The organism is Amycolatopsis sp. NPDC004772 (assembly GCF_053601215.1).
Map to the genome: position 1 here is coordinate 65899 of NZ_JBSGBK010000014.1, position 21572 is coordinate 87470.

Genomic DNA, 21572 nt, shown 5'->3' on the forward strand with positions numbered 1-21572 from the left:
GTTCCGGGGCACCGCTCACGACCGGCCGCGACGATCAGCCGGGCTCGGCGAAGCTCACCAGGCTGATCGACGGGCGCAGATCGCGCAAGCCGGGCAGGTTGGCGAGCTTCCGCAGGCTGCCCGGCCGCCAAGCCCGCCGCCCGGGCGGCAGCTGCACGTCTTCGACGGCGGCCACCCCGGGGATCCGGCCGGGCAGCCGGGCCGCTTCGGACACGGTCAGCCCGAACGGCATCGGCGGGACGGTGTAGCGGTCCGACAGCCGCAGGCCGGAATTGTCGGTGCCGGCCGGTAGAGTGGAAAACGGGGGGCGCCCCCGCGAGCCCCGCCACGAAACGCGCCCGCCCCGCTGGGAAACCCGCCCGCCCCGCCGCGAAATCCGCCCGCCTCGCTGGGAAGACCGCTCGCCCCGGTCCGAAATCCGCTTGCCGCGCACCGTCCGCCGGCTGAGCCACGGCGGGATCGAGTCGAAGAACAGCTGCCCGCCGGGGAACCGCGCGGCGCAGTCGGCGATGAGCGCGAACACCTCCGCCCGCTCGAGGTACATGAACAGCCCCTCGGCCGAGATGAACACGCCGCGCGCCGGGTCGGGGACGTCCAGCCAAGAGCGGTCGAGGGCCGAGGCGCCGAGCATGGTCATCCGCGGTTCGGGCGGGAGCAGGCGCCGGCGCAGGTCGGCCACCGGCGGCAGGTCCACCGAAAGCCAGTGGACCTCGGGCCGCCCCAAGCGCCAATAGGTGGTCTGCAGGCCCTCGCCGAGCGCGACCACCGTGGCGTCGGGATGCTGGTCCAGGTAGGCGCGGATCGCGAAGTCCAGGGCGACTGCGCGCAGCGGGTGGATCTGGTCCGGCTTGCCGAACCGCGCGTAGTCGTAGGAGATCCGGCGCTGGAGGCGTTCGGCCAGCGGATCGGCGAACGCCGAGCCCGGGTGCCGCGACTCCTCGGCCCGGTTGCGCAGGGTCCACAGGCAGGTGGCCGCCACCCCGTCCAGGGTCGCGCCGTCGATCGGTGCCGCGGTCATGCCGGGTCCGCGAAGGACGTCCGGAGGAAGCCGAGGATCTCCTCCGCCGCGGCCTCCGCCTGCGGCACCAGGCCCGGCATGCTGAGGAAGGCGTGCCCGGCGCCGGCGTACTCGGACAGCCGGACCGTCGTGCCCGCCTTCTCGAGACGCTCGGCGTACCGGCGGCCGTGATCGGCCAGCGGGTCGTGCGTCGGGACCACCACGAGCGCCGGAGCCAGGTCACCCAGCTCGGCCTGCATCGGGGACACCGCGTCGGTACCCGGCGGGACGGCGAGCCGCTGGAACAGGCGCAGCACCGGCACCGAGAGCGTCGGCGTCTCGGCGTACTCGGCGACCGACGGGTATTCGAACATCGCCTCGGTCACGTCGAGCGCCGGGTTGACGAGCACCTGGGCCCGCAAGGGCAGCCCGGTCTCCCGGGCCCGGATCGCGGCCACCGCGCTGATCAGCCCGCCGCAGCTTTCACCGAAGACGGCGACCCGTGCCGGGTCGATGCCCCAGGCCCCGGCCTCCCGCACGAGGTGCCGGAGCGCGTCCCAGCCGTCGTCGACGGCGTCCGGGAGCGGGTGGTCCGGGGCGACGAGCCGGTGTTCGACCGAGACGACGACCGCGGGCAGCCGGGCGGCGAGCAGGCTGTTTACCCAGTCGCTCTGCACCGCCGTGCCGACGAACCCGCCGCCGTGGACGTGGACGATCAGACGCAAAGCGCTGCCGTCGTCCACGGCCGGCCGGTACACCCGGACCGGCAGGTCGCGGCCGGGCAGCGGCAGGTCGCGCCACTCGATCACGGTGTCCGGGTGCGGTTCCCCGGTGATCGCCCGCGCGGCGGCGGACGCCCGGAAGCGGTTCTCCGCCTCGCGGTAGGTCAGAAGCTCCTCGGTGGTCATCGCGAGCCAGTCCGGCTCCGGTGGACGCTGCACGGTCATGATCGCTCCTTGGTTTCGACACCCCAGGTATCGAAACCTACGGTAGCGAAAACCGGTAGGCTCCCGCCATGACGTCTTCCGCCCGGCCGCCGGGCCGGCCCCGCGCCGGCCTCCACGACGTGGTGTTCGCCGCGACGCTGACCACGGTCGCCGAGCTCGGCTACGCCCGCGCGACCGTCGAACGCATCGCGGCGGCAGCCGGCGTCGCCAAGACGACGATCTACCGGCGCTGGCCGTCCAAGGGCGAGCTGATCGTGGACTGCCTCCTGGACGCGTTCGGTCCGGCGCCGCTGGCCGGGGGGAGCCGGGCGGAGCTGCTGACCGCGGTCATCCGCTGGGCGGCGGCGAAGATCGGCGAACCCGGGGTGGGCGACGCGTTCGCCGGCGTGTTCAGCGACGCCGTCAGCGATCCGGCGCTGCGCGTGGTGCTGTCGTCGCGGCTGCAGGACCCCTACCGGCTCGCGCTCGAAGACGCACTCGGCGAACCGGAGCACCGGGTGCTGTTCTTCGTCGACGTCGTGGTCGGCGCCTTGCTGCACCGGATGGGCATGACCGGCGAGCCGATGGTCGACGCCGACGTCGACGCGCTGGTCGAGATGGTCGTGGCGTACTTCCGGCGGCAGTGACGGCCGTCACGCGCCGGGCTGTCACATCGGATCGGGCCGCGGAGTCGTGGGGGTGACGGACCCCGACGGCGGGGCCGCGAACCCCGAGGAGTCCCGATGCACACCGCTCACCTGATCGTCACCATCGCCGCCGCGGCCTGGGTCGGCTTCTCGGCCGTCTCGATGTTCGCCCGCGCGAAGTGGGTCGTCGAGCCGATTACCGAGTACGGCGTGCCCCGGACGTGGTGGAACCTGCTGGGCACGGCCAAGGCGGCCGGCGCGGCGGGCCTGCTCGCCGGGCTCTTCTGGACGCCGATCGGCATCGCGGCGGCGATCGGCCTGGTCCTGTACTTCACCGGCGCGCTGATCACCGTCGCCCGGGCGCGGTCGTACGCGCACCTGGCGTTCCCGCTGCTCTACCTGGTGCCCGTGGTCGTTTCGGTGGCCCTGCTGCCGTGATCGGCGAGCCAGGCGAGGGCGTCGGCGGCGTGGCGCAGCACGGACAGGTGGCCCGCGCCGGGCACGGGCCGGTACTCGGCGTGCGGGCACCGCCCGGCGAGCCACGCGCTGTGCGTGGCGGGGATCATCCGGTCCTGCTCGCCGTGCAGGAGCAGGACGGGCGCGGTGATCCGCGCGGGATCGGCGCCCCACGGCCGGACGTAGGCGAGGTCGTCGTCGATCAGCCCGCCGGGCCCGTGGGCGAGCGCCGCGCGGACCACCTCGTCCAGCCACGACCAGGACCCGCGGAGCACGGCGAAGTCTTCGGCGGTGAAGACGTCGGGATCGAATTCCGCGGCGGCCTCGTACTTTTCCTTGGCGGCCCGGCCTTCGCCGGCGGCCCGCAGCGACGCGGCACTGGCGGCGGCCATGCCCCTGAACCAGTCGAGCCCGTCGGCGTCGAAGGGCGCGACGGCGGCCATGCTCGCGACGGCGAGCACCCGGTCCGGCCGCAGGGCGGCGCAGGCGAGGGCGTGCGAGCTGCCACCGGAGTGCCCCATGAGGGCGAACTCGCCGATCCCGAGCGCCTCGGCCACGGCTTCGACGCACTCGGCGGCGTTCCCGACGGTCCGCTCCGGGACGGGAGTGGAGTTGCGGTAGCCGGGCCGATCGTAGGAAACGAACCGGACGCCGAGCTCCCGGGCGAGCGGCAGCAACGGCCCGGGCGGAGCGCCGGTATTGGGGGTGCCGTGGTGCCAGAAGACGGTGAGCCGCGCTGGGCCGCCGGTGTCGTGGACGTGCAGGGTGCGCCCGCCGGCCAGGACGAGTTCGGTCTCGGTGACCATCACCGGGCCAGCCGTTCCGCCAGCCAGGCCAGCGAAAGCGGGTACCGGTAGTCGATCCCGCCGTGGCCGGCGTCGAACAGCTCGAAGCGCACCCGGTCGTCCGGCAGGCCGGCCGCGGCCACCTCCGCCCGGAACGCCTCCGCGCCGATGTCGAGGAAGTACTCGTCGCTCGTGCCCGCGTCGATCCACACCGCGCGCAGGGAGCGGATGGCCTCCGCGCGGCCGGCCACCATCCGGACCGGGTCCCAGTCCAGCCAGCGCTGCCACTGCTCCGGCCGCAGTGCTCCGGTCAGCGGGTCGAAGGGCAGCTCCGGCGTCCCGTCCTCGCGCGCCGAGAAGCACGCCGAAACGCCGAGCACGGTCAGCAGGACCGCGTCTTCCGGCCGGGTGAACGCCGGCCGGCCGCGGAAATCCGCCCACCACGCCTGGATGTCCTGGTCGTACCCGCGCAGCGCGCGGACCGCCTTGCCGAAGTCGGGGACGTAACACAGTTCGTAGAGCGAGTCGCCCGCGTGCGTCGCCAGCGCGCCGAACAGGTCCGGCCGCAGCATCGGCGTGATCATCGCGCCGAACCCGCCCGACGACTTGCCCGCGATGGCGCGGGATTCGCGGCCGGGCAGCGTCCGGTAGTGCTCGTCGACCCACGGCACGACCTCGTCGCACAGGTACGAGTGGTAGCGACCGGTGCCCGGCGAATCGACGAACTGCGAGCCGCCGTAGGCGGTCCACGCGTCGACGTACACCACGATGCAGCCCGGCGCGCCGCCGGCGAAGATGGCGTCGGCCGTCTCCACGAACGGCTGGCGGAACGGGGTCCGGTTGGCCCACATGGTCAGGTGCCCGGTGTAGCCCTGGATGACGTACACCGCCGGGTACCGCTCGTCGCCGTCGTCGTAGCCGGGCGGGACGTACACCCACAGCGGCCGCTCGTGCGGGTCGCCGAGGGGATTGCCGCGCAGCAACGCGGACGTCACGGTGTGCCGGTCGAGCCGTCCGGCGAGTTCGCCGTCCCAGGGGAGCATGCGGCCAGTCAACCACGTGCACGGGCTAAGCATTACCTCTTTTCGACGCGTAGCGTTGAGCCGTTTCGGCCCGAGGTCCGTGTTGCGGACACGGTGGTGGACCGGGAGAAGCGGGGAAGGCCATGAGACATCCGGGGCCGTTGTGCACACTGCTCGGCGGGGTGCTGCTCGCCGGCGGGATCAGCATCGCCAACGTGGCGACCGGGACCGGCGCGCCGACGGTCGCCGGGTCCGCGAACGCCGCGAGCACCACGACGGCCGCGCCACCGCCCGCGACGACGGCGCCGCCATCCGCATCGCCGAAGGCCGATGTGCCCGCGCGAGCGGACTACGCCGGGAAGGTGACCGGTGGTGGCGCGTCGATCGCGGTGTCGGCGCGCGACGGCCACGCCATCGCCTACGTCTGCGACGGCAAGAAGCTCGAAGCCTGGCTCCAGGGCGTGACCGTCGACGGAAAGCTCGACCTCAAGGGCGCCCCGGACGCGACCCTGACGGGCACCTTCGACATCAGTTCGGCCACCGGAACCGTGACGGCGGCGGGCAAGACCTACCGGTTCTCGGTGCCGACGGCGAAGAAACCCGCCGGCCTCTACCGGGCGACGCCGAAGGTGAAGGGCAAGGCGGCGAAGGTCGGCTGGATCGTGCAGCCCGACGGCAGCCAGGTCGGCATCCTCACGACGGACGAAGGCCCCTCGGCCGCTCCGCCGCTCGACCCGGCCGCGGCCACCGCGACCGTCGACGGCGCCCCGGTGACCGCCGAGGCGATCAGCGGCCTGGCCGGGACCGGTGACTTCTGATGGCCGCCCCGGTGGCGGGTCACCGCGCCGCGGCCGCACTCGTCGTGCCGCTGGTGGTCGGCGCGGCCGTCTCGGTGGCGCTCGGTGTCTACGGCGGCCTGCACACGCCGACCGGGGTCGCGGTGAACGTCGCGGGCTTCTCCGGGCCGCAGGCGGTGAAGGCGTGGCTCGCCACGGTCGTCGTCGTGCTCGCCCTCGTCCAGCTCGTCTCGGCACTGGCGCTGTACGGCAAGCTCGGCGGCGGCGCGCCCGCGTGGGTTGCGCCGGTGCACCGGTGGTCGGGACGGCTGGCCTTCCTCGTCTCGATCCCGGTCGCGATGCACTGCCTGTACGCGCTCGGGTTCCAGGCGTTCGACCTGCGCGTCCTGCTGCATTCCCTGCTCGGGTGCTTCTTCTACGGCGTGTTCGTCGCGAAGATGCTCCTGCTGCGCAAGGACGGCGCACCGGCGTGGTCGCTTCCGCTGCTGGGCGGCCTGGCCTTCACCGGGCTGGTCGGGCTCTGGCTGAGCGCGTCGCTGTGGTTCTTCACCCAGTCCGGCCTGACCTTCTGAGCCTGCGGAGGACGGAACGTTGCACAACGACGACGTGGACCCGGTGCTCGCGCGCCGGACGGCCCTGGCGGTCTTCGGCGCCGGGCTGGCGGCCGGCTGCAGCACCTACGGCGGCAGCACGAACGGGACGTCGGCCGCCCCGGCACCGGCCGGCACCGAACTCGGCGCGGCCGCGGACGTCCCGGTCGGCGGCGGCAAGGTCTTCGCGGACAAGCAGGTCGTGGTGACCCAGCCGGCGGCGGGGACGTTCGCGGCCTTCTCGGCGATCTGCACCCACCAGGGCTGCACGGTCGACGCCGTCGCCGACGGCACCATCAACTGTCCCTGCCACGGCAGCAAGTTCAAGATCGCCGACGGTTCGGTGGCGACCGGCCCGGCGTCGAAGCCCCTGGAGAAGAAGGCGGTCACGGTCACCGGCGGCAGGATCACCCTGGCTCAGGCGTAGGCCTTCGCGATGGTCCGGGCCTCGATCGTCCACATCGGACTCGAAGTGTCCGGCTCGCCGTGCAGCACGGTCCGCCCGTCCGAGCAGGTGTACCGGACGTCCGGCGCGGCCACGGCGGCGCACTGCAGGCCGTTCTCCAGCACGAGCAGGAAGGGGCCGGTCGTTCCGCCGGCCTGGGGTGGCGACGGCAGCGCACCCGAGTAGGTCAGCAGGACGGCCTCGGTCGCCGAAGTCGGGCACCAGACCTGCGGCCGCGTTCCGGGCCCGGCGAAACACGGGTCGTGCGTGGCGCCGCCCGCCGTGCAGCGGTAGGCGTCGTGGCGGCCGGACACCGCCGACACCGCCGGGCAGGTGCCGGTCGCCCGGGCCGTCGCGGCCCGCGGGCGGTAGTCGACGGTCTGCGTGAACCGCTGCGCGCGGCTGGTGGTCACTGGCACCTCGAACGTCGGGCTCGCCTCGGCGAAGCTGCTGGTCACCGGCCCGATCCCGGCGGCGACGAGCCGGCGCACGACGTCGCCGCCGTCCGGGTGGCACGGCTCGAGCGCCGTCCACACCCCGGCCGCGACCTCGGCGAAGGGCCGGTCCGGGGGGTACCGGGCGGCGCCGGCGTCGGCGGCGCAGGTCAGCACCCCGGCCGCCGGCCCGGTGCCGTCGGCCAGGCCGAACAGCACGGCCGCGCGGTGGGCCGCCGTGGCGAGCGCCGTCCCGAGGGCGGGCCCGGGATCGGCCTGGCCGCGGAGGGTCGCCGGCAACTGGCCGAAGGCGACGTCGTAGGTCACGCCGGCGCCGGGCCAGAGCAGCTCGCGCTGCCGCGGGCGGCCGAGGACCTGCACGGCGGCCGTGCCCGCCGCCGCGGTACGCGTGCCCGGTTCCGGCCAGCCCGGCGGCGCGACGATCCGGTACGGAACCCGCGAATTCGAGGTCAGGGTGATGTTCGCGCGGCCGTTCCCGGCGGTCACGCAGACCCACACCGGCGCCCGCGGGTCCGGCGTGCCGACGTCGACGGTCACCCCGCCGGAACTCGCGGCGCGCCCGGCGCAGTCCGGCTTCGGGGCTGCCTCGGTGTCGCGGCCCAGCGCGGCGAGGTCGAGCAGCCCGCCCCAGAAGCCGCCGGGGCGGGCGACCGCCGCGACGATGCTCCGGGTGGCGCCGTCGTAGGTGGCGGGGATGAGCCGCGTCCCGTTCCCGGTGACGACGACGGGCGCGAACCCCGGCGGCGGCGCGGCGGGCACCGGGATCCGGACCTGCGGCGGCGGGCCGTCGAAGCTCAGGTCGGCGCCGCCGCCGATCCGGCGGGTCAGCGGGGCCGCGACGTCGGGCTCCGGTGCCGGACGGATCGAGAACCGGGTGCCGGCCGGCGCCACGACCTCGATCCCGGCGACGCCCGCGTCCGCGTCCGCCTTCGCCGTCCCGGAGAACTGCTGCCGCGCCAGGACTCCGGCGGCACCCAGCAGGAGGACGACCACGGCCGCCGTCAACGCGAGCCGGGCCGGTCGTTCGTTCGTGGCCATCGGCACCTCCCGCAACCCCCTGCTCTTCGCGAGTCAGCGGATCCGCCGCGGTCGTTAGCCGCCGTGGCCCAACCGTGACGGGCGGCCGGGTAATCCGATCGCCCGCGGCCGGTGCGCTCTGGCACGATCGGGCGGGTGCGCGAGATCGCCTGCGACGAGTCGGGTTCGGAGGGCGAGAACCTGCTCGGGGGCGAGACCGACGTCTTCGCCCATGCGGGCGTCCGGATGTCCGGAATCGAGGCGACGGCGTGCGTGCGGGAGATCCGTGCCCGCATCGGCTCACCGGCCGAGGAGTACAAGGCCAACCACCTGCTGCGCGCCAAGCACCGCGCGGTGCTCGAATGGCTGCTCGCCCCGGACGGCCCGCTCGCCGGCCGCGGGCACGTGCACCTGACCGACAAGACGTTCTTCGCCGTCCGCGCCGCGGTCTCCCTGCTGGCCGAGAACGGCACGGAGGCGATGGCGCGCACCCTTCACCGCACGGGCCCGGCCGCGTTCGGCGCCGCCCGCTGGCAGTACTTCCTGACGGCGTTCACCAGCGTGCTGCGGCTGAACCCCCGCCGCGGCGTGACGACGTCGCTGGAGGAGTTCTTCGCGCTGGCCGGTGCGCTGGCGGACGTCCCGGGCGAAGCCGGCGAGATCGTCGCCCGGTTCCGCGACGGCCGCGAGCGCGTGGCCGCCTACCGCGCGCGGCTGGCCGGCGATCCGGGGCTGGTGCCGGTGCTCGACCCGCTGGTGCCCGCCGTGGTCCACACGGTCCGTCATTGGAGCGCCGACGGCACCGCGGTCGCCCTGGTGCACGACGAGCAGCTGGCTCTCACGGCCGAGCGCGTGCTCCAGCTCAAGGCCACGCTCGGCCCGCGCCTGGCGGACGTGCGGTTCGTCGACTCCCGCGCCGACACCCGCGTCCAGATCGCCGATTTCCTGGCGGGCGTGGCCCGCCGCATCGCCTCCGACGCCCTGAACGGCCGCGGCGACCCGGTGCTGACCACATTGCTGAGTTCGTTCGTGGACGACGAGTCGGTCTGGGACGGGCCCGTCGGGTGACCGGCCGCGTCAGAAGCTGATGTCGCCGCCGATGTCGCGCGCCTGCACGACGTTGCCGCCGACACTGCCGGAGATCCGGTTGGCCACGCCGCCGGACTCGGCGTGCTGGCCCGCCGCCCGTTCCCACTCGGCACGCAGCTGCTCACCGAACGCCGGATCCGCCGCCTGCTTCGCTGCGAGCGTTTCGGCCAGCTCACGCACCTGAGGTGAGTCCTCCGCCGCCCCTTCCGCGGCGGACAGGACGGCCGACGCGTCGGGATCGTCGGCGAACTTGGCCTTGATCAGGTTGTACAACCCCACCACGGCTCTCCCCGCAGCGGCTGCGGCCACGGACACCAGCACAGGCTCAGGCACAGCAACCCCTCCACGACCCACCGGCAAAGCCTCGGTCCCCTTTGAGGATACGGTGACCCGCACGCTGCGCAAGGCCCCCAGCACGCTCGGCATCCGGCGCAGTCCACGAGCCCGGACGGGGGTCCGGCGGTGAGGCGGGGGCTGTGCGGCCGCCGCCCCGCCGCCGGGTCGCTGACCGCGGATCAGGCGATAGCGCTCACCGTGACGTCGTCGGGGTTCCAATAATCCTTCTGACTGTCCGCGACTGGCCCGGTGAAAAGGAGGGCGAGCGCCAGGGTGATCACGGCGAAAAAGCACTTGCTCATTCTTGCTTTGCTTTCTGTCGTTCGATCGACAGGGTCGAGTGGGGGATGCTCGACCGTGTCGACTGTCCTCAATGGAGGACGGTGATCACCATATTAGGGGACCTCACCCGGGTGCTGAATCCGGGCCCCTACCCTCAGTGGTTCGAGCTGCCTTGCGGACCACTTCTATCAGGTTGGCTGACACTACGGAGTGACGCCTACTTTCCAGTAGAACGTCGACTTATCGTCACTTCGAGTGAAACCCGAAGTTTCTTTCACATTACTGGAGAGTATTTATCCGTCTCCGCCGGGCCTTCCCGAAGGACCGCGAGGTCCGTCCGGAGGTGCAGTTCGCGTTCGCGGTTCCCCAGGTCGAGGTAAATCGCCGTCGCGGCCAGCCAGCCTTCCTCGGCAGCGGCCAGGCGCCCGGTTTCGTGCAACGCGTGGCCGAGGATGTGCAGCGCCTCGGCTTCGACGATCGCGTTGTGGTTGCGCATGGCCAGCCGCACCGCCTGGCGCGCGTAGGCGATCGTTGCGGCGTGGCGTGCCTGCCGGTGGTTGACCTCGGCCATGACCAGGCAGGCGCGCGGGCCGGCTTCGACGTCGTTGATCTGCTCGATGATCGTCAGCGCGTGCAAGCCGTGTCGCCGGGCTTCCTCGTAGTTCCCCAATCGGCACAACGTGGCGGCCAGCTCGGCCAGGATCTCGGCTTCGCCGTGGCGGTTGCTGATGCCCTGCTTGAGCGCCAGGGCCCGGCGGTACAAGGTCAGTGCCTCGTCGAGCCGGTCGCGCTCACGCAGGGTTTCCGCGAGCCGGTGCAGAATGGCCGATTCGATGCCGGGGTTGCTGGTGGCGCGCAGCTTGCCCAAGGCGCGCCGGTACATGGCTTCGGCGTCGTCCGCATTGCCGATGTGGGCTTCGAAGGTGCCCAGGTGCAGGAGGGACGTGGCGATCCAGACCGCGCCGCCCGTCTGCTGCGCGATGGCGGCGGCGAGGTGGAGTTCCCGCAACGCCGCGTCTCGCTCGCCCAGTGCGAGGCAAATCAGGCCGAGGTCACTCCGCGTAGCGCCCTCGGCCTCGAGGTTGTCCACCGTTTGGGTCGAATTTACCGAAACGCTGTACGCATCGCGCAATTCACTATAGAAACCATACCTGCGGTAAATGCCGTACAGGGGGTGGGCGAGCCGCCAGGCGTATTCGTGGTGATTCCGCTGGGCCGCCCACGGAATGAGGCGGTCGAAATTGTTCTTCTCCGACAGCAGCCAGGCGGCCGCCGCGCTTTCGGAAGTGAATTCGGCCGCGGGAACGCCGTCGAGCACGGGCAGCATCGGAACCGGCGGGCGGAACGGGAACAGCAGGCGGTCGGCGTCGAAGCCGGCGTGCAGGTAGTAACTGAGCAGCCGGCGTTCGGCCTGTTCCCGGGCTTCGGTTTCGTCCTCCGCCTCGGCGAGTTCGCGGGCGAACGTCCGGAGCAGGTCGTGCACCCGGTAGCGGCCGGGGGCGCCCGTGTGGGTGAGGAAGTGGGTGCTGACGAGGACATCCAGCGCGTGCCGGACTTCTTTCGCCGCCCGCCCGGCCAGCGCGGCGGCCGCGGGCAGCGTCAGTTCCGGCGCCGGGGAGAGGCCGATCGACCGGAGCAGGTCGCGGGCCTCCCGGGGAAGAGCGTTGTAGGTGACCGAAAGCGCCGCGCGCATGTTCGACGGCGGGTCGTCTCCGTCGTCCCCGATGTCCAGGAGCCTGCTCTGGTCACGGAGTTCGTCGGCGAGCTCGGTCAGCGCGGCCCCGCGGCGGCTTTCGATGTGGTGGGCGACCAATTGCAAAGTCAAGGGAACGCCACCGCACAACGCGGAAATCCGCGCGAGCGGCTCCTGCTGGGCAGCGCCGCCCGGGCCGACGCGGTTGGTCAGGACCTCGACGGCGTGCAGCTCGTTGAGCGGGGTCACCGAACAGCGCCGCGCCCCGTGGCGGCTCGCCAGCGCCGTGAGACCTTGGCGGCTCGTGACGAGCAGCAGGCTCGGGGAAAGGGTGACCAGCAACGGCAGCACGTGCGCCGAGCTCGCCGCGTTGTCGAGCACCACCAGGGTGCGTTGCCGCGCAAGGATTTGCCGCAGCTTGGTCGCCCGCCGGGCGGGGGTCGGCAGGCGGGCGATGGGGACGTCGAAGGCGTCGAGGAGCTCGTCGACCACGTCCTCGGCTTTGCCGGGCCGCCCGCCGTCGAAGCCGTGCAGGTCCAGGTACAACGCGTTGTCGGTCAGCCTGCCGTACTGCCGGTGCGCCCAGTGCACCGCCAGCGCGGTCTTCCCGATGCCCGCCAAGCCGTCCAGCACGATCACGCCGGGCCGGAACCGCCCGTCGGCGTCGCGGGCCAGCCCGTCGAGCGTCTTCTGCAAGTCGTGGTGGCCGACGAAACCGGCCGCGGCCGGCGGCAGGGTCGACCGGCCGCGGGGGGACAAGGCCGGCAACAAGGTGACGGCCGAATCCGACGGGGGCCGGGGGCGGGGCAGCGAGGCCAGCCGTTCAGCCGCACTGCGCGCGCCGCGTTGCGCCGAGGCGGAGATCTTGTTCGGCAGCAGCGAATTGTAGTAGGCGAGGAGGTCGGCGGCCGCGGCGCGATCGTCCTCGGCGACCAGCAGCTTGCGGACGGACATGTGGTAGGCGCCCATGTCGTCGATCCGGCCGAGTTCGCGCAGCACGTGCAGGCGCCGCCGGGCCAGCCCGAGATCGGTCCGGTGTTCCCGCTGGAGCTCGTCGAGTTTCTGCAGTGCGGCTTCGCATCGCCCGAGCGCGATCAATTCGCCCAGCAGCAACTGGTTCGCCGGGAGCCAGGCGTTGTGTACCGCCGCGTACCGCCAGGTCTGCGCGGGCTGGGACGTCAGGTCCGCGAGCGGATGCCCCCGCCAGAGGGCCAGGGCGCTCGTGGCCACTTCGCAGGCGGCCTCGTGGTTTTCTTCTTTGCTCAGCCGCCGGGCCGTTTCGATGAGTTTTTCGAAGGTGAAATAGTCGATCGCGGACCGTTCCACCTCGAGGTGCAGTGCGCCGTCGGCGGTGCGGAGTGCCGCGGGCACACCGGCTTCGCGCATCGCCTTGCCGATGCGCGCGGAGTAGGTGCGGAAAGTGGACACCGGATCATTCGGTTCCGGCTCGTCGAGCGACCAGACCCACTCGGCCAGCGTGGCCATTCCCATCCGCGCTCCGGGATCGGTGAGCAGCGCGGCCAGCACCCTGCGGAGCTTGAGCGAACCCCACTCGGTGGTCAACTGCCCGTGCATTCGCAGGGTAGTCTGCCCGAGAATTCCGAATGCGATCTCCATCCCGCCAGCTTTCCCCCCTCCCGGGATCGCTGATCCTCCTCGCCGAATCCGAGTCTGGCATTCGCCCGCACGCCCGCGCCACCGCTCTGACCAGTGCTGACATTGATTTGTCACGTTCGACACGAGCGTGTTGCCGGTTTGCCGCGGCCGCCGACATGTCGTTGACAGCAGCGGGTTCCATGCTTCCGGTGTCCCGTCGAGCACCGACCGAGCGGAGCGCACATGTCGGCATCCACCGGCCAGCCGAAACCGTTGCGCGGCTGTATTCCGGCGAAGCTCGCGGTTCTCCGTGCGCAGATCGGAAAGGAGGTGCGACGTCATGATCGAATTCATTGAAGCGGACCGTGAACCGACTTTCAGCCACCCGACCCAGCAGAGCTAGTGACGAGGAGGAGCGGCCATGCGGCGACCCAGGATCAAACCCGAGCACCTCCCGGTCCGCCACGGGAACGATCGGATCCGGATCGGCGGTGTGGTGCGCGGGATCGCCGCCGACATCGGCGATCCCGGCGGATGGGTGTGGGCGCTGCTGGAGCTGCTCGACGGTTCGAGGACCACGGACGAGGTCGTCGCCGGCCTCGTCCACCTCCACCCGCAGCGGACCGGCGCCGACGTCCGGGCGGCGATCGGCGACCTGGTCCGGGCCGGGTACGTCGAAGACGCCGGCGAGCCGGACCCCGGCGGGCTCAGCGCCGCCGAGCGGGAGCGCTACGGCCGGAGCCGGGCGCTCTTCCGCTGGATGGACCGCACGCCGCGCCGCACGAGCTGGGACACCCAGCTGCTGCTGCGCGGGGCGCGGGTCGTCGTGATCGGGATCGGCGGTGTCGGCTGCACGGCCGCGCAGACCCTGGTCGTGTCCGGGGTCGGGCACGTCCACTGCGTCGAACCCGACGTGGTCGAGCTGTCCAACCTCAACCGGCAGATCCTGTTCACCGAACGCGACCTCGGCCGCCCCAAGGTCGCGGCCGCCGTCGAGCGGCTGCGGGCGCAGAACTCCGAAGTCCGGGTCACCGGTGCGCGGTTGCTCGTCGACGGCCCGGCGGTGCTGCGGACGCTGGCGATCGGCCACGACGTGGTGCTGCTGGCCGCGGACGAGCCGCCGGAGATCCGCGCGTGGACCAACCGGGCGTGCCGGGAGACCGGGACGGCGTGGGTGCACGGCGGCTACCACGGTCCGCAGGTCAACTGCGGGCTGTACGCGCCGGGCGCGGGCCCGTGCTACGACTGCGCCCGCGTCGCGGAGCGGGAACGCCGGGCGGCGCTGCCCCCGCGGACCTTCCCGGCCGCGGCGGAGCACTTCCGGCCCCAAGCGGCCAACGCCGTGTCCGCCGGGGTCGCGGGCCAGCTGGCCGCGCACGCCACGCTGAGCCTCATCACCGGGGCGCCGAAGCTGCGGACCAATTGCGAGTACGGGTTCAACCTCGTCACCCTGCAAGACAGCTTCGCGCTCGGCCCCGAGGAACCCCGGCCGGATTGCCCGACCTGCGGGTGAGGTCACGGCGTCAGGTCGCGGACCCGGGCACGCAGGGTCTCGGCGCGTTCCGCGTCGAGGGGGTCGAGGAGCGCGGCAGCCTCCTCGAGGCAGTCTGCCGCGCTCAGCGCTTCTCCGGTGTGCTCGAGCGAGGTCGCCGCCGTCTCGAGGGCCTCGGCGAGCAGCGCCTCGGTGCCCGCGAGCGCCCGGTATTGCGCGATGGCTGACGTCGTGTACTCGAGCGCCGTGTCGTGGGCCTGGAGACCTTGCAGCGCAATGGCCACATCGCACCGGGCGTAGGCCTCGCCGACCGCGTCGTCGGCCTCGCGGCGCAGCACGAGCTCGCGTTCGGCGTGCACGCGAGCCTGTGCGAACTCACCCAGCCGCACGTTGATCCGGCTGAGATTGCACTCCACGACGGCTTCCGGACGCGGGCCCGCCCGCCGGGCCAGCGGCAACGCCGCGAGGTAGTGATCCCGCGCCTCGGCATAGCGCTGTTGCAGGAGGCGGATCTGCCCCAGACCGGTCAGGGCCACCTGCTGCCGGACGGCGTCGCCGAGTTCCCGCGCCAGCACGAGCTGGCGGCCGAAGTCGGCTTCGGCGTCGTCCCAGCGGCCCAGGTCCGCGAGCGTGTCACCGCGGAAACCGAGTAGGAAGGCCTCCGCGGCCCGATCCCCGGCCGCTTCCGCGGCACGGAGGCCGAGGGTCTCGGCTTCGAGGCGCACCGACCACAGGGCGCGCTCGCGGAGGCTCAGGAACCGCGCGGCCGCCGCCAGAACGACCGCGGTCCGGTGCGCGCTGGCCGAACGCAGGACCGCCAGCAGGTTCACCTGCTCGGTGTTCAGCCACGCGACGGCCTCGGCGCGGTCGGCGAGCGGCACGTCCGGGCCCACCGGGGGCAGCTCGATGGCCGGAGCTTCGAGGCCGGGGAAGACCAGCCGGTCGGCGGCCTGCGCGGTGCGGGCGTACCAGGTGACGAGCCGGGACACGGCTTCGCGCCGGCTGTCCGGGTCGTCGTCTCGTTCGGCGCGGTGCGCCGCGTAGGCGTGCAGCAGGTCGTGGCACCGGTAGCGCCGGCCCCCGATGGACTCGACCAAGTGCCCGTCGGCCAGCGCTTCGAGCACCCGGTACGCCGTGGCGGCGTCGACCCCGGCCACCGCCGCGGCGGCCGGCACCCCGAACTCGGCCCCGGGATGCAGGCCCAGCCGCCGGAAGACGCCGGCGTGCTCGGCCGGCAGCCGCGCGTACGACCAGTCGAACACACTCCGCACGGCACTGCGTTCGTCTCCGCTGCTGCTCAACACGTCCAACCTGTCCGCGCCGCCGGCGATGTCCGCCACGACCTCGGCGACGCTGGTGTGGCGGCGGGTGGCGATGCGGGTGGCGGCGATCCGCAGCGCGAGGGGCAGCCGCGCGCACGCCTCGACGAGGTCGGCGACGGCGCCGGGCTCGGCGGCGACCCGCGCGGGCCCGAGGATCCGGCGGAGCAGCACGCGGGCTTCGTCCGGGGTGAACAGGTCGAGGGTGACCTGGCTGGCGGCTTCGGCGACGAGCAGCCCGGTCAGGCTGGCCCGGCTGGTGACCAGCACGACACAGCCGGGGGAGCCGGGCAGCAGCGGCCGGACCTGCTCGGCGGTGCCGGCGTTGTCCAGCACGATCAGCACCCGGCGGCCGGCGAGCACCGAGCGGTAGACGCTGACCTGGGCGTCCAGCTCGGCGGGCATCCGGTCCTCTTCGACGCCCAGGACGTGGAGGAACGACGCGAGCACGAGGTCCGGGCGCACCGGCGCGCTCGGGCCGTAGCCGCGCAGATCGGCGAACAGCGTGCCGTCGGGGAAGCGGTGTTCCACCCGGTGCGCCCACTGCACGGCCAGGGCCGTCTTCCCGACCCCGGCCGTGCCGTCCAGCGCCGAAATGACCATGGCGGCCGGGTGGTCCTCGTCGGCGAGCAGGAGGTCGTCCAGCCGGGCGAGCTGGTCGTCCCGCCCGGCGAAGTCACGCACCGCCGGAGGCAGCTGGCGGGGCACCGGCAGTTTCTGCCGCGGCACGGCGGGCGCCAGTACGACCTGCCCGATCGAGCCTGCCTGCACCACGGAACCGGCGACGGTGCCGGGCACCTCGTTCGTCACCTTCGTGCCGTGCTCGTGCCCCGGTTCGTCGACCATCGCCGTACCCCAGCCCGCAACCCACCAATCGAACTTCCGGTGTACCGCACAACCCCCGGTCCATGAGCGGGATGTGACACGGTCGACGCTCAGCGTCACCCGTCCGCGCGGCGCTCGGGACGGTTCTCCCCGGCCCACGTACCCTGGCTTGGTGCGTACCCGGCCCACCCTTTCCTGGACGTCGGCGGACGCGCCGCTGCCGCGGACGTCCAGCCTCGACGAGCTGACGAGCGTCGTGGCGCGCGGGCGGGTCGCCGTGCTCAGCGGGGCCGGGTTGTCCACCGAATCCGGGATTCCCGACTACCGCGGCGAGAGCGGCAGCCTGCGCCGGCACACGCCGATGACCTACGAGGAGTTCGTCACCAGCGCCGAAGGGCGGCAGCGGTACTGGGCGCGCAGCCACCTCGGCTGGCGCACGATCGCCCGCGCCGACCCCAACGACGGCCACCGCGCCGTGGCGGCCCTGCGCGAAGGCGGTTACGTCTCCGGCGTCATCACGCAGAACGTCGACGGCCTGCACCAGGCGGCCGGCACCGCGGACGCCGTCGAGCTGCACGGCAGCCTGGACCGCGTCATCTGCCTGGACTGCCACCGCACCAGCCCCCGGATGGAGCTCGACCGGCGGCTGCGCGCGGCCAACCCCGGCTTCACCGGCGCGGCCACCCGGATCAACCCGGACGGCGACGTCGACCTGCCCGCCGACGTCGTCCGCGGCTTCCGGCCGGTCCCGTGCGAGGCCTGCGAAGGCGTGCTGAAGCCGGACGTCGTGTTCTTCGGCGAGAACGTGCCGCGGCCGCGGGTCGAGCAGTGCTTCGGGTTGGTCGACGCCGCCGAGGCGCTGCTGGTGCTCGGCTCGTCCCTGACCGTGATGTCGGGGCTGCGGTTCGTCCGCCACGCGGCGAAGGCGGGCAAGCCGGTGGTGATCGTCAACCGCGGGGAGACCCGCGGCGACCGTTACGCCTCGGTGCGCGTCGATCGGCCGTTGGGGCCGGCGTTGACCGAGCTGGTCAGCCGGCTCGCCGAGGAGCGCGGCCGAACCGCGTGAGCAGCCGCTCCTGCCGGGACGCGCCGGGCGGGATCGGCGGCGGCTCGGCGAAGATGCCCGGGCCCAAGCCCGCGAAGATCGTGGCGTAGTCCTCGTCGATCGACGCGACCAGGTCCGGGTCGAGGGTCTCGTCGGTGCCGAGCGGGTAGTCGACGACGCGGTCCAGCGCGCCTTCCTCGGCGAAGGCGGCGGCGCAGGCCCGGACCGAGCCGGCGTACGCGGTGACGGGGTCGTCGCCGAGGGCGTCTTCGTCCCGCCGGGCAGAAATTCCTCGCGAGTCGCTCCGCGGAGGAGACCGATGTAGTTGAGGTTGCCGCGGGCCATGTGGTTGACCAGCGCCCGCACGTCCTGCTCGGAACACGGCGTCGGCACGCCCGGCTCGCGACGCCGTGCTCGCGGCCATCGGACGGAGTGGACGAACCGGTCCGGGCAGGTGGGGGGAACCTGGCCCGGACCGGCTCTGGCGACGGACCTCCACAGCCGGTCGTCGCCTGCAAGACGCGGCGGCGGCCCCGGTCGTTACAACGGCTGCAACCCGGTCCACGACCAGCGGGGCACCGGCAGCCCGGCGGGGACGTCGGCGGGCGGGCCGGGATACGTGAGCACCTCGGCCACCGCCCACTCCATGTACGCCCGCAGCGCGGCGCGGAACTCCGGGTCGGCGGGCAGGCCGGCGTCGTCCGCGGCCTGGACGAAGCACGTGACGAACCGGCGGCCGAGGTCGGTCATGTCGCCGTTGCCGGCGTGCATCCGGAGCATCGCCGTGTGGTCGCTGCACTCGCGGGAGAACCGCGGCGGGCCACCCAGGACCTCGGCCCAGTACCAGGCGAGCCGCTCGACGTGCCGCGGGTGCTGATCCTGCTTCGAGAACGGGTGGTTCAACTCCGGGTCGGCCAGGCAGCGCTCGTGGTGGGCGGTGGCCAGCGCGCGGAACGCCGGGTCGCCGCCGGCGAATTCGTAGAGCGTCGGACGCATCCGCCGAGCCTGGCACGCCGGGGCGCCGGGAGCTAGCGCGCCCCGGCGGCCGCGCGTTCCGCGGCGGGGGAGAAGCCGCCCAGTGCGCCGACCGCCCGCTCGACGTCCTCGGTGACGAGGTCGTGGTTCAGCGCCCCGGCCGCGGCCGCGCCCTGGGCCGCGGCGATGATCACGGTCGCCCGCGCGTCGACGACGTTCCCCGCGGCCCACACCCCGGGCACGCCGGTCTTCCCGGAGGCATCGACGTCGCCGTCGACATAGCCGAGGTCGCGCAGCAGCTGGTCGTGCGGGACGGTCCGGGTGCGGAGGAACAACGCGGCCTGCGGCACGAACCGGGCGCCGACCTCGATGCCGGTGAGGCGGCCGCCTTCGCGCCGGACGGCGGTGACGACGCCGTCGACCACGCGGATCCCGCGCGCGTCGAGCCGGTCCCGGTCCGCATCGGACGGTGGCTCGGTGTGCGCGAAGTACACCACGTCCGGTGACCACTGGCGGACCAGGAGCGCGTGCTCGACGCTCGCCGGCTCGGTGCCCAGCACGCCGAGCGGCTGGTCGCGCAGCTCGTAGCCGTGGCAGTAGGGGCAGGTCATCGCGTCGGTGCCCCAGCTCTCGCGCAGGCCCGGGAGGTCCGGCAGGTCGTCGTGGACGCCGGTGGCGACCAGGACGCGCCGGGCGGTCAGTTCGCGGCCGCTCGCCAGCCGGGCCGTGAAGCCGTGGTCCAGCCGGGTCACCCGGTCCTCGAGGAGTTCCACGCCGTAGCCGCGGAGCTCGCCGCGGCCGATTTCCAGGAGTTCGGACGGCGGCAGGCCGTCGCGGGACAGGAAGCCGTGCATGTGCGACGCCGGCGCGTTGCGCGGTTCTCCGCCGTCGACGACCGCGACGCGCCGCCGCGCCCGGCCCAGCATCAGGGCGGCGCTGAGACCCGCGGCGCCGCCACCCACCACCAAGACGTCGAAGCTGTTGTTTTCGCTCATGCCGCCACCATGAACCCGGCTTGGCGAATCCGACAACTAATGTTGCCGATTCCGGGACAAGCGGGTTTCCTGGAGGCATGACGGACGCGATCACCCAGGCCCTCGCCGAGGTCGGCCCCCGCCTCAAGCGGGTCCGCACGCAGCGGCGGGTCACCCTCGCCGACCTGTCGGAGGCGACGGGTATCTCGAAGAGCACGCTCTCCCGGCTGGAGTCCGGGCAGCGCAAGCCGAGCCTGGAGCTGCTGCTGCCGATCGCCCAGGCCCACCAGGTGCCCCTCGACGAACTGGTCGGCGCGCCGGAGGTCGGCGATCCCCGCGTCCGGCTGACCGCGCGGCGGATCCCGCGTCACAACGGCGCGACCATGACGGTGCTGCCGCTGACCCGCCAGCCGGGCGCGCCGCAGGCGTTCAAGATGATCCTGGAGCCCGAGACGGGCGAGCCCGATCCCCAGGTCCACGAGGGCTACGAGTGGCTGTACGTCCTGTCGGGCCGGCTGCGCCTGATCCTGGCCGACCGCGACATGACGCTGGGGCCGGGCGAAGCGGCGGAGTTCGACACCCGCCTCCCGCACTGGTTCGGCGCGGTCGACGGCCGGCCGGCGGAGATCCTCAGCCTGTTCGGCAAGCAGGGGGAGCGGCTGCACCTGCGGGCGAAGTCGCGTTAGCCCAGCTCGCGCTGCATCAGCAGGGTGTCGAGCCAGCGGTCGTGCTTGAAGCCGACGCGCCGCAGCACGCCCGCGTCGGTGAAACCGGCCGCCCGGTGCAGGTTCCGCGACGCCGGGTTGCCGGAGTCGACGATGACCGCGATCGCCTGCCGGGCCCCGGCTTCCTCGCACCGCTTGAGCAGGGCGTCGAGCAGCCGTCGTCCGTGACCCCGGCCGGCCGCCCGGGGTGCGAGGTAGATCGTCGTCTCCACCGAGTACCGGTACGCCGGCTTGGGCCGCCACGGCGCAGCCAGCGCGTAGCCGAGAATCTCACCCTCCTCGGCGAGGACGAGGAAGGGCCACGTGCGCTCGCGGATCTTCGCCCGCCACTGCTGCGCGGTCGGCGGCGTGGTTTCGAAGGTGAAGACCGAATCGGTGACGTACGGCGAGAAGACGGCGGCAATGCCTTCGGCGTCAGCCTCCGTCGCTTCCGCTATAGTGGACATGGTCGCTATTATAGAGGAATGATCGATCCGGGAGCGCTCGGCCGTCACCTGCACGAACTGCGGGTGGGCCGCGGGCTGGCGTTGAGCGCACTGGCCGGGGCGGCGGGCGTGAGCGTCAGCATGCTGTCGGCCATCGAGCGCGGCGAGAAGACGCCGACGGTCGTGGTGCTGTCCCGGATCGCCGACGGCCTCGGGCTGTCCCTCTCCCGGCTGCTCGCCGACCTGGAGAGCGACCGAGTGCTCGTCCGCCGCGCGGCGGAGCAGGACCACATCGCCGAACCCGGCGGCTGGCACCGCACCGTGCTGACCCCGGTCGTCCCCGGCGTCAACTTCGAGTGGATCCGCACGACCCTGCCCCCCGGGTGCGACGCGGGAGCTTTTCCGGCGTACGCACCGGGATCGCACGAGTTCGTCGCCGTCGAATCGGGCGAGCTGAGCCTCGGTGCCGGCGACGCCGAGTACGTCCTCGCGGCGGGCGATTCGGTGTACTTTCCCGCCGACGTCACGCATTCCTACGCGAACCGCGGCAAGAAGCCGTGCGTGTACTTCGTTGCGGCCCTGATCATGCGGCCGCGCGCGAAAACCGGGTGACACGGCCGCGAAAGCCGTGTCATCCTTCGGATCATGTTCCCCGTGTC

At 72.9% G+C, this 21572-nt stretch carries 23 protein-coding genes; 10 read left to right on the top strand and 13 right to left on the bottom strand.

All coding sequences use genetic code 11. From position 1 onward, the window contains the following. Window positions 1-34: 34 nt before the first annotated feature. Window positions 35-1018, bottom strand: a complete 984-nt coding sequence (locus tag ACWEF6_RS11870) for a class I SAM-dependent methyltransferase (protein WP_449682907.1) — start codon at window positions 1016-1018, stop codon at window positions 35-37. Further along, window positions 1015-1944: an alpha/beta hydrolase gene (locus ACWEF6_RS11875; RefSeq protein ID WP_449682908.1), complete on the bottom strand. Its 930-nt coding sequence runs from the start codon at window positions 1942-1944 to the stop codon at window positions 1015-1017. The genes ACWEF6_RS11870 and ACWEF6_RS11875 overlap by 4 nt, the downstream gene beginning before the upstream one ends. A 68-nt stretch (window positions 1945-2012) precedes the next feature. Here ACWEF6_RS11875 and ACWEF6_RS11880 point away from each other — a divergent pair, with 68 nt between their 5' ends. Continuing rightward, entirely contained in the window at window positions 2013-2570 is a 558-nt protein-coding gene (locus ACWEF6_RS11880; protein ID WP_449682909.1) for a TetR/AcrR family transcriptional regulator, read from the top strand. A gap of 96 nt (window positions 2571-2666) precedes the next feature. Beyond that, window positions 2667-3008 carry a DoxX family protein gene (locus ACWEF6_RS11885; RefSeq protein WP_449673647.1) on the top strand — a complete coding sequence of 114 codons (342 nt, stop codon included), beginning with the start codon at window positions 2667-2669 and terminating at the stop codon, window positions 3006-3008. Here ACWEF6_RS11885 and ACWEF6_RS11890 read toward each other — a convergent pair. Continuing rightward, window positions 2966-3832 carry an alpha/beta fold hydrolase gene (locus ACWEF6_RS11890; RefSeq protein WP_449682910.1) on the bottom strand — a complete coding sequence of 289 codons (867 nt, stop codon included), beginning with the start codon at window positions 3830-3832 and terminating at the stop codon, window positions 2966-2968. The two genes, ACWEF6_RS11885 and ACWEF6_RS11890, sit on opposite strands and share 43 nt — an antisense overlap. After that, entirely contained in the window at window positions 3832-4854 is a 1023-nt protein-coding gene (locus ACWEF6_RS11895; protein WP_449682911.1) for an alpha/beta hydrolase, read from the bottom strand. The genes ACWEF6_RS11890 and ACWEF6_RS11895 overlap by 1 nt, the downstream gene beginning before the upstream one ends. Before the next feature lie 122 nt (window positions 4855-4976). On the opposite strand from ACWEF6_RS11895, the gene ACWEF6_RS11900 reads away from it, so the two are divergent. The 3 genes from ACWEF6_RS11900 to ACWEF6_RS11910 are packed head-to-tail and all read left to right on the top strand — an operon-like array spanning window position 4977 to window position 6647. Then, complete coding sequence (locus ACWEF6_RS11900) at window positions 4977-5651, top strand: hypothetical protein (protein WP_449682912.1); 675 nt, start codon at window positions 4977-4979, stop codon at window positions 5649-5651. Next, window positions 5651-6202, top strand: a complete 552-nt coding sequence (locus ACWEF6_RS11905; protein WP_449682913.1) for a DUF6529 family protein — start codon at window positions 5651-5653, stop codon at window positions 6200-6202. The genes ACWEF6_RS11900 and ACWEF6_RS11905 overlap by 1 nt, the downstream gene beginning before the upstream one ends. 19 nt (window positions 6203-6221) lie before the next feature. After that, on the top strand, window positions 6222-6647 hold the full coding sequence (locus ACWEF6_RS11910) for a Rieske (2Fe-2S) protein (protein WP_449682914.1): 426 nt from the start codon (window positions 6222-6224) through the stop codon (window positions 6645-6647). On the opposite strand, the gene ACWEF6_RS11915 is transcribed toward ACWEF6_RS11910, so the two are convergent. After that, complete coding sequence (locus ACWEF6_RS11915) at window positions 6638-8158, bottom strand: hypothetical protein (RefSeq protein WP_449682915.1); 1521 nt, start codon at window positions 8156-8158, stop codon at window positions 6638-6640. The genes ACWEF6_RS11910 and ACWEF6_RS11915 overlap by 10 nt on opposite strands. 135 nt (window positions 8159-8293) lie before the next feature. On the opposite strand from ACWEF6_RS11915, the gene ACWEF6_RS11920 reads away from it, so the two are divergent. Continuing rightward, window positions 8294-9205 (top strand): DUF3800 domain-containing protein, encoded by a 912-nt coding sequence (locus tag ACWEF6_RS11920; RefSeq protein WP_449682916.1) that lies wholly within the window; start codon window positions 8294-8296, stop codon window positions 9203-9205. Window positions 9206-9214: 9 nt separating this feature from the next. Here ACWEF6_RS11920 and ACWEF6_RS11925 read toward each other — a convergent pair whose 3' ends face one another. From ACWEF6_RS11925 to ACWEF6_RS11935, 3 genes are all read right to left on the bottom strand, one after another. Beyond that, on the bottom strand, window positions 9215-9505 hold the full coding sequence (locus ACWEF6_RS11925) for a hypothetical protein (protein ID WP_449682917.1): 291 nt from the start codon (window positions 9503-9505) through the stop codon (window positions 9215-9217). A gap of 236 nt (window positions 9506-9741) precedes the next feature. Further along, entirely contained in the window at window positions 9742-9936 is a 195-nt protein-coding gene (locus tag ACWEF6_RS11930; RefSeq protein ID WP_449682918.1) for a hypothetical protein, read from the bottom strand. 182 nt (window positions 9937-10118) lie between these two features. Continuing rightward, a complete protein-coding gene (locus tag ACWEF6_RS11935; RefSeq protein ID WP_449682919.1) occupies window positions 10119-13112 on the bottom strand; it encodes a tetratricopeptide repeat protein in 2994 nt (997 codons plus the stop codon). A gap of 442 nt (window positions 13113-13554) precedes the next feature. Between ACWEF6_RS11935 and ACWEF6_RS11940 the strand changes: the two genes are divergently transcribed. Continuing rightward, window positions 13555-14646 carry a HesA/MoeB/ThiF family protein gene (locus tag ACWEF6_RS11940; RefSeq protein WP_449682920.1) on the top strand — a complete coding sequence of 364 codons (1092 nt, stop codon included), beginning with the start codon at window positions 13555-13557 and terminating at the stop codon, window positions 14644-14646. Window positions 14647-14648: 2 nt separating this feature from the next. Here the strand turns inward: ACWEF6_RS11940 and ACWEF6_RS11945 are convergent, their stop codons facing one another. Further along, a complete protein-coding gene (locus ACWEF6_RS11945) occupies window positions 14649-16790 on the bottom strand; it encodes an ATP-binding protein (protein ID WP_449682921.1) in 2142 nt (713 codons plus the stop codon). Window positions 16791-16941: 151 nt separating this feature from the next. On the opposite strand from ACWEF6_RS11945, the gene ACWEF6_RS11950 reads away from it, so the two are divergent. Continuing rightward, a complete protein-coding gene (locus tag ACWEF6_RS11950; protein ID WP_449682922.1) occupies window positions 16942-17835 on the top strand; it encodes an NAD-dependent protein deacetylase in 894 nt (297 codons plus the stop codon). Here ACWEF6_RS11950 and ACWEF6_RS11955 read toward each other — a convergent pair. From ACWEF6_RS11955 to ACWEF6_RS11965, 3 genes are all read right to left on the bottom strand, one after another. Continuing rightward, window positions 17798-18238: a hypothetical protein gene (locus tag ACWEF6_RS11955; RefSeq protein WP_449682923.1), complete on the bottom strand. Its 441-nt coding sequence runs from the start codon at window positions 18236-18238 to the stop codon at window positions 17798-17800. The two genes, ACWEF6_RS11950 and ACWEF6_RS11955, sit on opposite strands and share 38 nt — an antisense overlap. Window positions 18239-18354: 116 nt before the next feature. Next, window positions 18355-18810, bottom strand: a complete 456-nt coding sequence (locus ACWEF6_RS11960) for a group II truncated hemoglobin (RefSeq protein ID WP_449682924.1) — start codon at window positions 18808-18810, stop codon at window positions 18355-18357. A 32-nt stretch (window positions 18811-18842) separates the two neighbouring features. Then, the gene (locus ACWEF6_RS11965; protein ID WP_449682925.1) at window positions 18843-19784 is read right to left on the bottom strand and encodes an NAD(P)/FAD-dependent oxidoreductase; all 942 of its coding nucleotides are present in this window, start codon (window positions 19782-19784) and stop codon (window positions 18843-18845) included. Window positions 19785-19861: 77 nt separating this feature from the next. Between ACWEF6_RS11965 and ACWEF6_RS11970 the strand changes: the two genes are divergently transcribed. Beyond that, entirely contained in the window at window positions 19862-20449 is a 588-nt protein-coding gene (locus ACWEF6_RS11970) for a helix-turn-helix domain-containing protein (RefSeq protein ID WP_449682926.1), read from the top strand. Here ACWEF6_RS11970 and ACWEF6_RS11975 read toward each other — a convergent pair. After that, entirely contained in the window at window positions 20446-20934 is a 489-nt protein-coding gene (locus ACWEF6_RS11975; RefSeq protein WP_449682927.1) for an N-acetyltransferase family protein, read from the bottom strand. The two genes, ACWEF6_RS11970 and ACWEF6_RS11975, sit on opposite strands and share 4 nt — an antisense overlap. Before the next feature lie 18 nt (window positions 20935-20952). Here ACWEF6_RS11975 and ACWEF6_RS11980 point away from each other — a divergent pair, with 18 nt between their 5' ends. After that, a complete protein-coding gene (locus ACWEF6_RS11980) occupies window positions 20953-21525 on the top strand; it encodes a helix-turn-helix domain-containing protein (protein ID WP_449682928.1) in 573 nt (190 codons plus the stop codon). Window positions 21526-21572 lie beyond the last annotated feature (47 nt).